The organism is Pseudomonas paraglycinae, from assembly GCF_021601625.1.
In the GTDB taxonomy this organism is placed as follows: Bacteria; Pseudomonadota; Gammaproteobacteria; order Pseudomonadales; family Pseudomonadaceae; genus Aquipseudomonas; species Aquipseudomonas paraglycinae.
This window is the reverse complement of record NZ_BQHR01000002.1, coordinates 298,234-313,997: the sequence shown is the minus strand read 5'-3', so window position 1 is coordinate 313,997 and position 15,764 is coordinate 298,234. Positions and strand designations below refer to the sequence as shown.

Below are 15,764 nucleotides of genomic sequence, written 5' to 3'. Positions count from 1 at the left end.
ATAAACAAACTGCCGCAAAATGCGGCAGATTCGCAATTCAGCGAAGCGTTACAGTCGACCCAGATCGTTGACCAGAGCAAGCAACATCACCCCGACCACCAAACTGATACCGATCTGTATCCCCCAACCTTGCACCCGATCCGACAAGGGACGACCACGCGCCCACTCGATCAGATAAAACAACAAATGCCCCCCATCCAGTACAGGAATGGGCAGCAAATTCAGAACCCCCAGGCTAATACTCAGATAAGCAAGGAAATTCAGGAAATCAGCGACGCCCGACTGGGCAGAAGCGCCCGCCACTTTAGCAATGGTTATCGGTCCACTCAAGTTTTTTACCGAGAGCTCGCCGAAGAGCATTTTCTTCAGTGAATCCAGCGTCAGGACGCTCATGGTCCAGGTACGACGGGCACCCTCGCCAATTGCTGCCAAAGGCCCGTAGCTGACCTCGCGGATCATCTCCGGCGGCCAGTCGACAGCCTTCACGCCCGCCCCCAGGTAACCGCTTGGTGACTTCTTCTCGCCCCGCGCGGCCAGTGTGACAGGGACGTCGATTGGAACACCGTCGCGCTCGACGCGCAGCACGATTTTGGTATCAGGACGCGTACGAACGGTGTCGACCACCTGCTGCCAGTCATCCAGCGCCTTGCCATCGAGCGTCAGCAGACGATCGCCGGTTTTCAGCCCGGCTGCCTGGGCCGGACCTTTCGGGTCGAGTTCGGCCAGCACTGGCGGCAATGCCGGACGCCAAGGGCGAATGCCGAGAGAGCGAATCGGATCCGGCTCGTCAGCCCCCTTGAGCCATTTATCGAGTGCCAGTTCACGAGGCGTATCAGCCGTAGAGCCCTGCTCGCGCACCAGCACCTGCAAGGAACCGCTTTCCCCGAGACGTCGCACCAGTTGCAGGTTGACTGCCGCCCAGCCCGAGGTCGGCTCACCGTCGATCGCGACGATTTCCTGACCGGCGCTCAGTCCGGCCGTTGCAGCGATGCTGCCGGACTCCACCGAACCGATGACCGGGCGAATCTGCTCGCTGCCGAGCATGGCCAGCACCCAGAAGAACACCAGCGCAAGCAGAAAGTTGGCCACAGGACCGGCGGCGACGATCGCGATGCGTTGACGAACGGACTTGCGATTGAATGATTGATGAAGCTGATCGGCCGGTACTTCGCCCTCGCGCTCGTCGAGCATCTTGACGTAGCCACCCAGCGGAATGGCCGCGACCACGAACTCCGTGCCCTGCTTATCGTGCCAGCGCAGCAGCGGCATGCCGAAGCCCACGGAGAAACGCAGAACCTTCACGCCACAGCGACGCGCGACCCAGAAATGGCCGAATTCGTGAAAGGTGACCAGCACACCCAAAGCGATCAGGGTGCCGGCAATCATATAGAGCGCGCTCATCTACTTTCTCCGCAATCCTGTCCAGTGCCGCGTGAAGCCATGTGTTGCAAGACCTATCGGCCGTGACGACTTAACCACTGCCCGGCCAATGTCCGGGCAGTCGCGTCAGCGGTGAACACCGCATCGAGATTGTCCAGGGCCACCACAGGTTCGAGGTTCAAGACTTCCTCGATGATACTCGCGATTTCCAGGTAGCGAACCCGTCCGTCGAGAAACGCGGCGACCGCCACTTCATTCGCCGCATTGAGCATGGCCGGGGCGCTGTTTCCCGCCTCGGCAGCCTGGCGCGCCAGACGCAGGCACGGGAAGCGCTCTTCGTCGGGTGCTTCGAAATCCAGGCGTGCTACAGCGAACAGATCCAGCGGCGCCACGCCCGAGTCAATGCGCTCAGGCCAGGCCAGGGCGTTGGCAATCGGCGTGCGCATGTCGGGATTGCCCAACTGCGCCAGCACCGAACCGTCCACGTAATCGACCAGCGAATGAATCACGCTCTGCGGATGAATCACCACCTCGACTTGCGATGGCTTGGCATCGAACAACCAGCAGGCCTCGATCAATTCGAGCCCTTTGTTCATCATGCTGGCCGAATCGACCGAGATCTTGCGACCCATCGACCAGTTCGGGTGCGCACACGCCTGATCGGGTGAAACATGTGCCAGCTCGGCCATCGGCGTCTGCCGGAAAGGGCCACCAGAGGCCGTGAGCAAAATCCGGCGGACCCCAACGTTGCTCAACCCGCGAGCAAAGTCCTGTGGCATGCACTGGAAAATCGCGTTGTGCTCGCTATCGATCGGCAACAGGACCGAACCGCTCTTGCGCACGGCCTGCATGAACAAGGCGCCGGACATGACCAGCGCTTCCTTGTTGGCCAGAAGAATCTTCTTGCCCGCCTCAACTGCCGCCAAAGTCGGGCGCAAGCCGGCAGCGCCGACGATGGCGGCCATGACAGCATCCACCTCCGGTGCAGCAGCGACCTGACACAAGCCTTCTTCGCCGACCAGCACCTGCGTCGACAGGCCCGCAGCACGCAAATCGTCCTGCAGGCTGCGGGCAGCGCCGGCTTCCGGCACTACCGCATATTTCGGGAGATGGCGAACACACAGGGCAAACAGTTCGCTCAGACGGGTAAAACCGCTCAGGGCGAAAGCCTGATAACGCTCCGGATGCCGGGCGATGACATCCAGGGTGCTCAGACCGATCGAACCGGTCGCCCCCAGGACGGTAATCTGCTGTGGGCGACTCACGACGCCGCCATCCACAACAGCACCGCGAAGACCGGGATCGCCGCCGTCAGGCTGTCGATGCGATCCAGTACACCACCATGACCGGGCAGCAGATTACTGCTGTCCTTGATGCCGGACTGACGCTTGAACATGCTTTCGGTCAGGTCACCCACCACCGAGATGAAGACGATCACCGCAGCGCCGATCAAGCCCTTGAACAGTTGTGCCACCGTCCAGTCACGGACCAGCGCGACCAGGGTGGTGATGACCAGGCTCAGCGCCAGACCGCCATACACGCCCTCCCAGCTTTTGCCGGGACTGACTTGCGGCGCCAGCTTGCGCTTGCCGAACGCGCGACCGGAGAAATAGGCACCGATATCAGCGCCCCACACCAGCACCATCACCGCCATGATCAGCCAGTTGCCCAGCGGATACTGCTTGATCTGCACCAAACCTTGCCAGGCAGGCAACAGAATCAACAGACCGATCACCAGCTTGGCGGCGGCGCTGGACCAATGCTCGCTGGAGCGCGGGTAAGTCAGCACCAGCCAGGTCGCCAATGCCCACCAGATCACCGAAGCACCCAACACCCAAGGCGCCAGCCCCGGCAGGATGTACATGACGAACAGCATCAGCGCGACCACCGCCGCGTAGCCGACACGAAATGCCTGTGCGGTGAAGCCGGCCAGACGCGCCCATTCCCAGGCGCCCAGACTTACGACCAGCCCGATGAACAGAGCAAAACCGGAACCCTCGAGCAGGAAAAAACCGCCCAGGGCGATCGGCAGCAGAATCAGTGCAGTGATGATGCGTTGTTTAAGCATTAAACCCGGGCTCCAGCTTCGACCTGCTCGCTCGTTTTACCGAAGCGACGCTGGCGCAAAGCGAAATCGGCCAGCGCATTGCGCATGGCTTCGTGTTTGAAGTCCGGCCAGAACAGGTCGGAGAAGTACAGCTCGGCGTAAGCCAGCTGCCACAAGAGGAAATTGCTGATGCGGTGCTCGCCGCCGGTGCGGATGCACAAGTCGGGCAACGGCAGATCACCGGTAACCAGGCAGGTCTGCAGCAGATCCGGCGTGATGTCTTCCGGCCGCAGATGACCGGCCTGAACTTCACGCGCCAGACGCTGCGCCGCTTGCGCAATGTCCCACTGACCGCCGTAGTTGGCGGCGATCTGCAGGATGAAACGGTTGGCACCGGCGGTCATCGCTTCCGCTTCACGCATGGCGGCCTGAAGCTCCGGATGGAACCGCGTACGGTCACCGATGATGCGCAGACTGATGTTGTTGTCATTCAGGCGCTTTGCCTCGCGACGCAACGCCTTGAAGAACAGATCCATCAAGGCGCTGACCTCATCGGCCGGGCGCTGCCAGTTTTCACTGGAAAAGGCGAACAGGGTGAGCACCTCGACCTTGGCCTCGGCACACACCTCGATCACCGCCCGCACAGCGTCTACGCCCGCCTTATGCCCGGCGACACCCGGCATGAAGCGTTTTTTCGCCCAGCGATTATTGCCATCCATGATGATCGCGACATGGCGCGGCACCGCGGACGGCGCAGTCTGCTTGGTCTTGTCCATTTAAAACTCGACCCTTATACGGCCATCAGGTCTTTTTCTTTCTCGTCCGTGGCCTTGGTGATCTGGGCCTCGGATTCTTTGGTCAGCTTATCGATATCAGCGATGGCACGACGCTCTTCGTCTTCGCTGATTTCCTTGTCCTTGACCAGTTTCTTGAGCTCGCCCAAGGCATCACGACGAATATTGCGCACGGCAACACGCGCGTCTTCAGCAGCGCTACGCGCCTGCTTGGTGAAGCCTTTACGCGTTTCCTCGGTGAGGGCCGGCATAGGGATCAACAGCAACTCACCCAGGTTGGTCGGGTTGAGGTTCAGACCAGCGCTTTGGATTGCCTTGTCGACAGCAGCGAGCATGTTGCGCTCGAACGCCACGACCTGCAGGGTGCGCGAGTCTTTCACGGTGACGTTGGCAACGCCGCTCAGCGGAGTATCAGTGCCGTAGTAAGGCACCATGACACTGCCGAGGATGCTCGGGTGAGCCTTGCCGGTACGAATCTGACCGAACGCATGGTTCAGAGACTCCAGGGATTTCTGCATACGCGCTTGGGCGTCTTTCTTGATTTCGTTGATCATTGTTGGCCTTCCTCGATCAAAGTCCCTTCTGCGCCACCATGCACGATGTTCAGCAGGGCGCCGGGCTTGTTCATGTTAAATACGCGCAGCGGCATCTTGTGATCGCGGCACAGGCAGATGGCCGTCAGATCCATTACGCCCAGCTTGCGATCCAGTACTTCATCGTAAGTCAGATGATCGAACTTCTCGGCATGCGGGTCTTTGAACGGGTCAGCGGTGTAGACGCCATCGACCTTGGTCGCCTTGAGCACGACATCGGCGTCGATTTCAATGGCGCGCAGGCAGGCTGCCGAATCCGTGGTAAAGAACGGATTGCCGGTACCGGCCGCGAAGATCACCACGTCCTTGGAGTTCAGGTGGCGCATGGCCTTGCGACGGTCATAGTGATCGGTCACACCGACCATGGAGATGGCCGACATCACGATCGCCGAGATATTGGCACGTTCCAGCGCGTCGCGCATGGCCAGGGCGTTCATCACAGTGGCCAGCATGCCCATGTGGTCGCCCGTGACCCGATCCATGCCGGCCTTGCTCAGCGCTTCACCGCGGAACAGGTTGCCACCGCCAATCACCAGACCGACCTGAACGCCGATACCGACCAGCTGGCCGACTTCCAGCGCCATGCGATCCAGCACCTTCGGATCGATCCCGAACTCTTCCGAGCCCATCAGGGCCTCGCCGCTAAGCTTGAGTAGAATGCGTTTATAGCGAGCCTGATAACCACTGCCCTGCTGAGCCATTGCGAATCTCTCCTGCGGCGTATTTTAAAAATTCTTTGCGAGCTGTGTTACAGCTGGCGTTCAATCTAGCTTGGCGCTGCTTCAGCGCCATCGGAACATGGCTTTGTAAGTCAGTTCCAAGGGGAAACCAATTAAAAATTGGTAACCCTATCTGAAAAGAGGCTGCGCGCGTGAGCGGGCAGCCTCTTTCGGGCGACAGTTGAAAAACCGTCTTATTGCTTGGCGGCAGCCAGCTGGGCAGCAACTTCTTCAGCGAAGTTGTCGACCGGCTTCTCGATGCCTTCGCCTACTTTGAAGTAAGTGAAGGAAACGATTTCAGCGCCGCCTTTCTTGGCCAGCTCGCCAACCTTGATTTCAGGGTTCTTGACGAACGCCTGCTCAACCAGGCTCGCTTCTGCCAGGAACTTGCTGATACGGCCTTTGACCATGTTCTCAACAATGTTTTCTGGCTTGCCTTTGATTTTTTCTTCGTTCAGCTGCAGGAACACAGCCTTTTCACGCTCGATCGCTTCGTCGGAGACTTGCGAAGGCAGCAGGAACTCAGGGTTGCTTGCAGCAACGTGCATTGCGATGTCTTTGGCCAGCTCGACGTCGCCGCCTTTCAGGACAACAGCAACACCAATCTTGTTGCCGTGCAGGTAGGTGCCGACTACGTCGCCTTCTACGCGCACCAGGCGACGGATGTTGACGTTCTCGCCTACTTTGGCAACCAGTGCTTCGCGAGCGGCTTCTTGAGCAGCGATCAGCGGAGCTGCGTCGGTCAGCTTGTCAGCGAATGCTTTGTCAACGCTGGCAGCAACGAAGTTTTTGAAGTCGTCCTGCAGAGCCAGGAAGTCGGTCTGCGAGTTGACTTCGATCAGAACGGCAGCCTTGCCGTCGTCCTTGATTGCGATAGCGCCTTCAGCGGCAACGTTGCCAGCTTTCTTGGCAGCCTTGATCGCGCCCGAAGCACGCATGTCATCAATGGCTTTTTCGATGTCGCCGCCAGCCTTTTCCAGGGCTTTCTTGCAATCCATCATGCCTTCGCCGGTACGCTCGCGCAGTTCTTTGACCAACGCTGCAGTAATTGCTGCCATTTTCAAATTCCTCTTGGATAGGTTTTCAACCATTCCACCCGATCGAACGGGCGTTCAATTCTTCCCGAGACACCTTGTAGCCGCTGCACGTTACAGATGCTGTAGCTGCGCTGCCGACAAATGGTTTTCGAGGTGGCAAAAAGGGGGCCAAGCCCCCTTTTTGCTTACTGAGTCAACGCCAGGGCGTCAATTACTCAGCTGCAGCCTGAGTTTCTTCAGCTGCGAATTCTACAGTACCGCCAGCAACGTTGTTGCGACCGCGGATGACTGCGTCAGCCATCGAACCCATGTACAGCTGGATAGCGCGGATTGCGTCATCGTTGCCTGGGATGATGTAGTCAACGCCTTCCGGGCTGCTGTTGGTATCGACAACGCCGATGACCGGGATGCCCAGCTTGTTGGCTTCGGTGATCGCGATGCGCTCGTGGTCAACGTCGATCACGAACAGTGCGTCTGGCAGACCGCCCATGTCCTTGATGCCGCCCAGGGAGCGATCCAGCTTCTCAAGATCGCGAGTGCGCATCAGCGCTTCTTTCTTGGTCAGCTTGGCGAAAGTACCGTCTTCGGCTTGTACTTCAAGGTCACGCAGACGCTTGATGGAAGCACGGATGGTCTTGAAGTTGGTCAGCATGCCGCCCAACCAGCGGTGATCGACGTACGGCGAACCGCAACGTGCTGCTTCTTCAGCAACGATCTTGCCAGCGGAACGCTTGGTGCCGACGAACAGAATCTTGTTTTTGCCCTGGGCCAGACGCTCTACGAAAGTCAGAGCTTCGTTGAACATTGGCAGGGTTTTTTCAAGGTTGATGATGTGAATCTTGTTACGCGCGCCGAAAATGTATTTACCCATTTTCGGATTCCAGTAACGGGTTTGGTGACCGAAGTGCACACCGGCCTTCAGCATATCGCGCATGTTGACTTGGGACATGATAGTTCCTTGATAAGTCGGGTTGGGCCTCCACGTATCCCAATGACCAACCATTGATCCGAGGATCAAAGGCACCCAGGCCATCGTGTCGACACGTGTGTGGGTTAATGCTCCCGGAGCTATCCCCGGAAAGCGGCGCATTTTATACCACAGGGACGACGCAAACGGAACCCGGAATCTGCAATCGCGTCAGGGACATGCGCGCCACGCCCTTGGAATCGGGACAATGCACCGCATTGTATAGAGAGAAGCGATGCACGCAGGCGCGGATTTGCGCCTTTGGTCTGTTAGAATCGCGTTTTTTGGGGCCGCCAAACCAACAGCCGCGCCCCTGTTCGTATCAGCAAGCGCCGCCGAGCGCAGAGAGAGTCTGTATGACCGTCACCCTCAAAACCCCCGAGGACATCGCTGGCATGCGTGTCGCCGGCAAACTGGCCGCCGATGTGCTGGAAATGATTGCCGAACACGTCAAGCCGGGCGTGACCACCGATGAGCTGAACCAGATCTGCCACGACTATATCGTCAACGTGCAGCAGGCCATCCCTGCCCCGCTCAACTACAAGGGCTACCCGAAGTCGATCTGCACCTCGATCAACCACGTGGTCTGCCACGGTATCCCGAACGACAAGCCGCTGAAAAACGGCGACACCCTGAACATCGACGTCACCGTGATCAAGGACGGCTATCACGGCGACACCAGCCGCATGTTCCACGTCGGCACCGTGCCGGTCTGGGCCGAGCGCCTGTCGCAGGTCACCCAGGAATGCATGTACAAGGCGATCGAGATCGTCAAACCCGGCTGCCGCCTCGGCGACATCGGCGAAATCATTCAGAAGCACGCTGAAAAGAACGGCTTCTCGGTGGTGCGTGAGTTCTGCGGTCACGGCATCGGCAAGGTGTTCCACGAAGAGCCGCAGATCCTGCACTACGGCCGCGCCGGCACCGGCATGGAACTGAAGGCCGGCATGACCTTCACCATCGAGCCGATGATCAACCAGGGCAAGGCCGACACCAAAGTACTGGGCGACGGCTGGACCGCGATCACCAAGGATCGCAAGCTGTCGGCACAGTGGGAACACACTTTGCTTGTCACCGACACCGGCTACGAGATCTTCACCCTGCGCAGCGACGACACCATCCCGCGCATCTCGGCCTGATCCAGACACCGTTCCCAGCCTATAGAAGGAAAGCCAATCGATGCCGCAGGTGGATCCCGAACTCTTCGACCGTGGCCAGTTCCAGGCTGAACTGGCCCTGAAAGCGAGTCCCATCGCGGCGTTCAAGAAGGCGATCCGCCAGGCCCGCGAAGTGCTCGATGCACGCTTTCGGGCCGGTCGCGATATCCGACGGCTGATCGAAGACCGGGCCTGGTTCGTCGACAACATCCTGCAAAAGGCCTGGGACCAGTTCGACTGGAGCGAAGACGCCGACATCGCGCTGGTCGCGGTCGGCGGCTACGGTCGCGGCGAATTGCACCCCTATTCCGACATCGACCTGCTGATCCTGCTGGACAGCGCCGACCACGAAATTTTCCGCGATTCCATCGAGCGTTTTCTGACGCTGCTGTGGGACATCGGCCTGGAAGTCGGTCAGAGCGTTCGCTCCGTCGACGAATGCGCCGAAGAGGCCCGCGCCGACCTGACGGTGGTCACCAACCTGATGGAAAGCCGCACCATCTGCGGCCCCGAGCGCCTGCGCCAGCGCATGCTCGATGTCACCAGCACCGCACACATGTGGCCGAGCAAGGATTTCTTCCTGGCCAAGCGCGCCGAACAGAAGGCTCGCCACCACAAGTACAACGACACCGAATACAACCTGGAACCCAACGTCAAAGGCTCGCCTGGCGGACTACGGGATATCCAGACGATTCTGTGGGTGGCCCGTCGTCAGTACGGCACCCTGAACCTGCGGGCCCTGGCCGGCGAAGGCTTTCTGGTCGAGAGCGAAAACGCCTTGCTGGCCTCCTCCCAGGAATTCCTCTGGAAGGTGCGTTACGCCCTGCACATGCTCGCCGGTCGCTCCGAGGACCGCCTGCTGTTCGATCACCAGCGCACCATCGCCGGGCTGCTGGGTTTTGAAGGCGACGACGCCAAACAGGCCGTCGAAAACTTCATGCAGCAGTACTTCCGGGTGGTGATGAGCATCGCCCAGCTCAGCGACCTGATCATCCAGCACTTCGAGGAAGTCATCCTCGCCCCGGAAGACGAAGCGCCGCCGCAGCCGATCAACTCGCGTTTCCAACTGCACGACGGCTACATCGAAGCTCGCAACGACAACGTATTCCGCCGCACGCCGTTTGCCATGCTCGAGATCTTCGTGCTGATGGCCCAGCAGCCGGAAATCAAAGGTGTACGCGCCGACACGATTCGTCTGCTGCGGGAAAACCGCCACCTGATCGACGACAACTTCCGCAACGACATCCGCAATACCAGCCTGTTCATCGAGCTGTTCAAGTGCAAGATCGGCATTCACCGCAACCTGCGGCGGATGAACCGCTACGGCATTCTCGGGCGCTATCTGCCGGAGTTCGGCTTTATCGTCGGGCAGATGCAGCACGACCTGTTCCACATCTATACGGTCGATGCGCACACGCTGAACCTGATCAAACACCTGCGCAAGTTGCAGTACACCCAGGTGTCGGAGAAATTCCCGCTGGCCGCCAAGCTCATGGCGAAACTGCCCAAGCCTGAACTCATTTACATGGCGGGCCTGTATCACGACATCGGCAAGGGCCGGCATGGCGATCACTCGGAGATCGGCGCGGTCGATGCCGAGGCGTTCTGCCAGCGGCACCAACTGCCGGTCTGGGACAGCCGCCTGATCGTCTGGCTGGTGCAGAACCACCTGGTGATGTCGACCACTGCCCAACGCAAGGATTTGTCCGACCCGCAGGTGATCCATGACTTCGCCCAGGCAGTCGGTGACGAAACCCGTCTCGACTACCTGTACGTGCTGACCGTGGCCGACATCAACGCGACCAACCCGACTCTCTGGAACTCGTGGCGTGCCAGCCTGCTGCGCCAGCTCTACACCGAGACCAAGCGCGCCCTGCGCCGTGGCCTGGAGAATCCGGTGGATCGCGAAGAGCAGATCCGCCAGACCCAAAGTGCGGCACTGGACATTCTGGTGCGCGGCGGCACCGATCCGGATGACGTCGAGCAATTGTGGGCGCAACTGGGCGATGACTACTTCCTGCGCCACACCGCCGGCGACGTGGCCTGGCACACCGACGCGATCCTTCAGCAACCGGCCGACGGCGGTCCGCTGGTGCTGATCAAGGAAACCACCCAGCGCGAGTTCGAGGGCGGCACGCAGATCTTCATCTATGCGCCGGACCAGCACGATTTCTTCGCCGTGACCGTGGCGGCGATGGACCAGCTCAACCTGAACATTCACGACGCCCGGGTCATCACGTCCAGCAGCCAGTTCACCCTCGACACCTACATCGTGCTCGACACCGATGGCGACTCGATCGGCGACAATCCGGTCCGGGTCAAACAGATTCGCGACGGCCTGACCGAAGCGCTGCGCAACCCGGCCGACTACCCGACGATCATCCAGCGTCGGGTGCCGCGCCAGCTCAAGCATTTCGCATTCGCCCCGCAGGTGACGATCCACAACGACGCCCAGCGTCCGGTGACCGTGCTGGAACTCACCGCGCCGGATCGCCCGGGCCTGCTGGCACGGGTCGGCGGGATTTTCCTCGAGTTCGACCTGTCGCTGCAGAACGCCAAGATCGCCACCCTGGGCGAGCGGGTGGAAGACGTGTTCTTCATCACCGACGCCCACAATCAACCGCTGTCCGACCCGCTGCTGTGCAGCCGTTTGCAGGATGCCATCGTCGAACAGCTGAGCGTCAATCAGGAACCCGATATCAAACTGTCGCGCATCAGCATTTGATTGCGCGCCCGGATTCAACCGCTTTGCACGAGATCCCGCACCGATGAACAACGCTCTGTCCCAGCTTCAGCCCTACCCGTTCGAAAAGCTCCGCGCCCTGCTCGGCAGCGTCACGCCAAACCCGGACAAGCGCCCGATCGCGCTGTCCATTGGCGAACCGAAGCATCGCTCGCCAAGCTTTGTCGCCGAGGCGCTGGCGAACAATCTGGAGCAGATGTCGGTGTACCCGACCACCCTCGGCATTCCGGCCCTGCGCGAAGCCATCGCGGCTTGGTGCGAACGTCGTTTCAACGTGCCGAGCGGCTGGATCGACCCGGCGCGCAACGTGCTGCCGGTCAACGGCACCCGTGAAGCGCTGTTCGCCTTCACGCAGACCGTGGTCAACCGTGGCGATGACGCCTTGGTCGTCAGCCCGAACCCGTTCTATCAGATCTACGAAGGCGCGGCGTTCCTCGCCGGCGCCAAGCCGCATTACCTGCCGTGCCTGGACGAGAACGGCTTCAACCCGGATTTCGACGCGGTTTCGCCGGACATCTGGAAACGCTGCCAGATCCTGTTCCTCTGCTCGCCAGGCAACCCGACCGGCGCGCTGATCCCGGTCGACGTGCTGAAAAAGCTGATCGCCCTGGCCGACGAATACGACTTCGTGATTGCCGCCGACGAGTGCTACAGCGAACTGTACTTCGACGAACAGACTCCGCCGCCGGGCCTGCTCAGCGCCTGCGCCGAACTGGGTCGCAAGGATTTCAAACGCTGCGTGGTGTTCCACAGCCTGTCCAAGCGTTCGAACCTGCCGGGCCTGCGCTCCGGTTTCGTTGCCGGCGATGCCGACATCCTCAAAGGTTTCCTGCTGTACCGCACCTACCACGGCTGCGCGATGCCGGTTCAGACCCAACTGGCCAGCGTCGCCGCGTGGAATGACGAAGTGCACGTGCGCGCCAACCGAGCGCTGTATCGCGAGAAGTTCGATGCCGTGCTGGCGATCCTCAGCCCGGTGATGGACGTGCAGCGTCCGGATGGCAGCTTCTACCTGTGGCCGAATGTGCAAGGCGACGATGCCGCGTTCTGCCGCAATCTGTTTGCCGAAGAGCACGTGACCGTGGTGCCGGGTTCGTACCTGTCCCGTGACGTCGATGGCGTCAATCCGGGTGCCGGGCGCGTGCGCATGGCGCTGGTTGCGCCGCTGGCGGAATGCGTCGAAGCTGCCGAGCGCATCCGCGATTTCGTCCTGCGCCACAAGTAATGCCTGAACGCCCGTGCCGGGCAATCCGGCACGGGTGGTCAAATATCACGTAACAGTTCCCCTTCTTTTCTACCCCACTCCCCTGCCCGCCAGACGTTAGTCTTGAGCGGCGCCATTCGCTGCGCCTTACTAAAAACCGATCTTTGACTTCATGGAAGAAGTGAAAATGACAGAACTGCTCGATTGCCAACTCAACCAATGGCCCGACGATCAGGCGGCGTATATAGCCGCCATCAACGAAAACCCGGCCAATGCCGGCACCGCGACCGGCACTCGCCGCAAGCGCTCCGTCGTCAACTACTCAAAACTGTGGGCTAACGGCCGCACACTGAAAATCGCCTTCATGGACGCGCCCGATACCGATCACAAGAAGAAGATCATCGATGCCGCCAGCCAGTGGTTGCCGTACATCAATCTCACGTTTGAATTCGTCGATGACCTGTTGGGCGACATCCGCATCGCTACTAAAAACAACGACAACAGTTCGATGCTCGGCACCGATGCGCTGCTGATTCATCCGGACTATCCGACCATGAACCTGGGCGTAAAGCCGGATCACCAGGACTTTGAAGTGATCGTGATGCACGAGTTCGGTCATGCGCTGGGCGCGCTGCATGAACACCAACACCCACAGGCAAAAATTCCGTGGGATAAACCGAAGGTGTACGAGTTCTACAAAAATCGCGAGATGAACCCGCTGACCGAGGAGCAGGTCGACAGAAACCTGTTCGCTTCCTTCGACACGCTGGACGCGATCTACACCGCCTACGACCGCAGGTCGATCATGCACCACCCCGTGGCCAACACCTTGACGGTGGGCAACTGGGAGGTGCCGATCAACCGCACGATCAGCAAGAAAGACAAACGCCTGATGAGATTGCTCTATCCCAGGTAACGCTTTGCCTATTTGACCTGTCCCAGGTTGGCCTCACTCAAGTCGAGCTCGCCCAACACTTCACGCAACACATCATCACCGATCTGGTGCTGACGGCTGAGGCTGTACAACTCGAGGCGTTGCGCGCGCAGCGCCTTGAGTCGCAGGCGGCGCTCCAGCAGATCCATCTGGAACGCCAGCGCCTGGGCTTCGGCCGAATCGTTGAACACCTCCAGTTGATGACGATACTCGGACATGATCCGGGCCTTGAGCTCCGCGGCCAGCGCGGCTTGCGCGGCATCCTGCGGGTTGACCTCTTCGGTCTCCAGCGCATGAATCGCTGCTTCCGCCGTCTTGCGCCAGGCGTCGCGCACTTCCTGACGGCGTTTGTCGTCCGGGCTCTTTTCGATGCCGCGCAACAGCAACGGCAGCGCAATGCACGCCGCCACCAGCGACAACAGGATCACCCCGGCGGCGATGAAGATCAGCAGATCGCGCTCGGGGAACGCCTCGCTGCCCATCAGCATCGGCACCGACATCACGCCTGCCAGGGTCACCGCACCGCGTACGCCACCGACGGTCAGCAGCCAGCAGGAACGGGCGGTCGGCACTTGCGTCAGATCTCCCTTGCCGCGCAGGCGGCGCAGCAATACCGACAGGCGCCAGATGCTCTGTACCCAGATGAAACGCAACAGTACAAGCGCCAGGAAGATCGCCACCACATCGAGACAGCGATAGAACAGGGTCGGCCACAACGAGCTCTCGTGGCTAACCACCGCCTTGATGATGTCCGGCAGTTGCAGCCCCAGCAGCAGGAAGATCAGGCCATTGAAGGCGAATTCCAGTAACGACCAGACACTGCGGTTGAGCAAACGCGTGCTGGTCTGGCGCGGCAGCAGATCGAGCCAGCTCTGCATCATCCCCGCCGCCACTGCCGAAAGGATGCCCGACGCGCCAAGCCGTTCGGCCAGCACGTAAGCGGCAAACGGCAGCAGCAACATGAACACCACGTGGGTCGCCGGATCGTCCCAGCCCCGGGCGATCATCCAGGCGCGCAACCGGCCGACCAGCCAGCTCAGTGCCACACCGACCGCCAGCCCGCCGACTGCCACCAGCACGAAGGTCAGACTGGCATTGGCCAGGGAAAACGCACCGGTCACCGCGGCAACCAAGGCAAATTTGAATGTCACCAGGCCCGAGGCATCATTCATCAACGCCTCGCCTTGCAGCATGTGCATCAGCGGCGTTGGCAAGCGGTTCTGCGAAATCGCCGAAACTGCCACCGCATCGGTCGGCGACAGCACCGCCGCCAGTGCAAAGGCCACCGGCAACGGAATCGTCGGCAGCAGCCAATGAATGAAGTAGCCGGCACCGACCACGGTGAACAGCACCAGCCCGACCGCGAGCGTCAGCACCGGCCCGCGAAGGCGCCACAATTCACGCTTGGGCATGCGCCAGCCATCGGAAAACAGCAGCGGCGGCAGGAACAGAAACAGGAACAGTTCAGGATCGAGGGCCACGTGCAGGCCGAGGGTCGGCCAGGCCAGCAAGGCGCCGGCGGCGATCTGTACCAGTGGTAGCGGCAGCGGAATCACCCGTCCTACCAGGCGCGAGACACTGACCAGCATCAGCAGGATCAGGACGGTATAAGCGGTTTGCATAAAGCGGAAATCCCGGACAATCGACAGCGTTGAACTGCCATATTAGCCGCTTAGGCTGTGGCTGACCGTTGCACCTATGTCGCAGGCCCCCTCCGTAAAAGCAACCTCGGCGCCGCGAAACCGTCTGGTCATGGCATAATCCGACACCATTTTTTTCCAGCACCTGTAAAGGGGGCAATTCCTTGACCGTTTCAAGCAAAACGTTGCACCTTTTCGGCATCAAAGCCTGCGACACCATGAAAAAGGCGCGCACCTGGCTCGATGAACACGCTGTCAGCTATGACTTCCACGATTACAAGACCGCCGGCATTGACCGTGAGCACCTGACCCAATGGTGCGACGAACATGGCTGGCAAACGGTGTTGAACCGCGCAGGCACGACCTTTCGCAAACTCGACGACGAACGCAAAGCCGATCTCGACCAGTCGAAAGCCATCGAACTGATGCTCGCTCAACCCTCGATGATCAAGCGCCCGGTGCTCGATCTCGGTGACCGAACCCTGATTGGCTTCAAGCCAGATATCTACGCGGCCGCCCTCAAGTAAGCAGCCCGTCACTTTTTGTAGA

The 15,764-nt window shown here is 60.2% G+C and carries 14 protein-coding genes; 5 read left to right on the top strand and 9 right to left on the bottom strand.

Features of this window, described 5'->3' with window-relative positions; genetic code table 11:
• Window positions 1-48: 48 nt before the first annotated feature.
• From rseP to rpsB, 8 genes are all read right to left on the bottom strand, one after another.
• Entirely contained in the window at window positions 49-1,401 is a 1,353-nt protein-coding gene (gene rseP, locus L6D82_RS03620) for a sigma E protease regulator RseP (RefSeq protein ID WP_085748109.1), read from the bottom strand.
• Window positions 1,402-1,454: 53 nt separating this feature from the next.
• A complete protein-coding gene (gene ispC, locus L6D82_RS03615; RefSeq protein WP_085748108.1) occupies window positions 1,455-2,645 on the bottom strand; it encodes a 1-deoxy-D-xylulose-5-phosphate reductoisomerase in 1,191 nt (396 codons plus the stop codon).
• Entirely contained in the window at window positions 2,642-3,448 is an 807-nt protein-coding gene (locus tag L6D82_RS03610; protein ID WP_085748107.1) for a phosphatidate cytidylyltransferase, read from the bottom strand. Before L6D82_RS03610 ends, ispC begins: the two co-directional genes overlap by 4 nt.
• On the bottom strand, window positions 3,448-4,203 hold the full coding sequence (uppS, locus tag L6D82_RS03605) for a polyprenyl diphosphate synthase (RefSeq protein ID WP_007954779.1): 756 nt from the start codon (window positions 4,201-4,203) through the stop codon (window positions 3,448-3,450). Before uppS ends, L6D82_RS03610 begins: the two co-directional genes overlap by 1 nt.
• A 14-nt stretch (window positions 4,204-4,217) precedes the next feature.
• On the bottom strand, window positions 4,218-4,775 hold the full coding sequence (gene frr / locus L6D82_RS03600) for a ribosome recycling factor (RefSeq protein ID WP_007954771.1): 558 nt from the start codon (window positions 4,773-4,775) through the stop codon (window positions 4,218-4,220).
• A complete protein-coding gene (gene pyrH, locus L6D82_RS03595; RefSeq protein ID WP_003222124.1) occupies window positions 4,772-5,515 on the bottom strand; it encodes a UMP kinase in 744 nt (247 codons plus the stop codon). Before pyrH ends, frr begins: the two co-directional genes overlap by 4 nt.
• A 212-nt stretch (window positions 5,516-5,727) precedes the next feature.
• Window positions 5,728-6,591, bottom strand: coding sequence for a translation elongation factor Ts (tsf, locus tag L6D82_RS03590; RefSeq protein WP_011332682.1), 864 nt, complete (start codon window positions 6,589-6,591; stop codon window positions 5,728-5,730).
• Between the two features lie 190 nt (window positions 6,592-6,781).
• The gene (rpsB, locus tag L6D82_RS03585; protein WP_008052780.1) at window positions 6,782-7,519 is read right to left on the bottom strand and encodes a 30S ribosomal protein S2; all 738 of its coding nucleotides are present in this window, start codon (window positions 7,517-7,519) and stop codon (window positions 6,782-6,784) included.
• Between the two features lie 374 nt (window positions 7,520-7,893).
• Here rpsB and map point away from each other — a divergent pair, with 374 nt between their 5' ends.
• The 4 genes from map to L6D82_RS03565 all read left to right on the top strand — a co-directional run bounded on the left by map (window position 7,894) and on the right by L6D82_RS03565 (window position 13,557).
• The gene (gene map / locus L6D82_RS03580; protein WP_039769663.1) at window positions 7,894-8,676 is read left to right on the top strand and encodes a type I methionyl aminopeptidase; all 783 of its coding nucleotides are present in this window, start codon (window positions 7,894-7,896) and stop codon (window positions 8,674-8,676) included.
• Window positions 8,677-8,716: 40 nt separating this feature from the next.
• Window positions 8,717-11,419, top strand: a complete 2,703-nt coding sequence (locus L6D82_RS03575) for a [protein-PII] uridylyltransferase (RefSeq protein WP_102686553.1) — start codon at window positions 8,717-8,719, stop codon at window positions 11,417-11,419.
• Between the two features lie 43 nt (window positions 11,420-11,462).
• Window positions 11,463-12,662, top strand: a complete 1,200-nt coding sequence (gene dapC / locus L6D82_RS03570; protein ID WP_102686552.1) for a succinyldiaminopimelate transaminase — start codon at window positions 11,463-11,465, stop codon at window positions 12,660-12,662.
• A 166-nt stretch (window positions 12,663-12,828) separates the two neighbouring features.
• Window positions 12,829-13,557 (top strand): zinc metalloprotease, encoded by a 729-nt coding sequence (locus L6D82_RS03565; protein ID WP_085748220.1) that lies wholly within the window; start codon window positions 12,829-12,831, stop codon window positions 13,555-13,557.
• A gap of 8 nt (window positions 13,558-13,565) precedes the next feature.
• Here the strand turns inward: L6D82_RS03565 and L6D82_RS03560 are convergent, their stop codons facing one another.
• On the bottom strand, window positions 13,566-15,197 hold the full coding sequence (locus L6D82_RS03560) for a Na+/H+ antiporter (RefSeq protein WP_236188097.1): 1,632 nt from the start codon (window positions 15,195-15,197) through the stop codon (window positions 13,566-13,568).
• Window positions 15,198-15,379: 182 nt separating this feature from the next.
• On the opposite strand from L6D82_RS03560, the gene L6D82_RS03555 reads away from it, so the two are divergent.
• Window positions 15,380-15,742 (top strand): ArsC family reductase, encoded by a 363-nt coding sequence (locus L6D82_RS03555; RefSeq protein WP_003222107.1) that lies wholly within the window; start codon window positions 15,380-15,382, stop codon window positions 15,740-15,742.
• Window positions 15,743-15,764 lie beyond the last annotated feature (22 nt).